At 49.7% G+C, this 300-nt stretch carries 1 protein-coding gene; it reads right to left on the minus strand.

Annotation, left to right across the window (positions count from 1 at the left end):
* The coding region (locus tag HBA93_RS20415) for a GDP-mannose 4,6-dehydratase (protein ID WP_221724491.1) at positions 1-300 on the minus strand (300 nt) is incomplete at both ends.

The raw sequence follows: 300 nt of genomic DNA on the forward strand, positions 1-300 counted from the left end.
GTTTGGATTTTTAGACTGCCAGTTCCACATATCGGCACACATCTCGCGCAAGGTTTTCTTAGCGCTCCAGTCGAGTATTTCTTTTGCATGTGCAGGGTCAGCATAGCAGGTTGCAATATCACCGGGACGGCGCGGTGCCACTTCATAGCGGATATGCTGGTTGGAAACGTGTTCAAACGCCTTGATCACATCCAGAACGCTATAGCCCTCACCCGTACCGAGATTAACCGTCAGGCATTTAGGCTCATTGAGCTTATCCAACGCTTTGAGATGACCTTCGGCCAGATCCATAACATGGAT

This window comes from Ochrobactrum sp. SFR4 (assembly GCF_019730395.1).
In the GTDB taxonomy this organism is placed as follows: Bacteria; Pseudomonadota; Alphaproteobacteria; order Rhizobiales; family Rhizobiaceae; genus Pseudochrobactrum.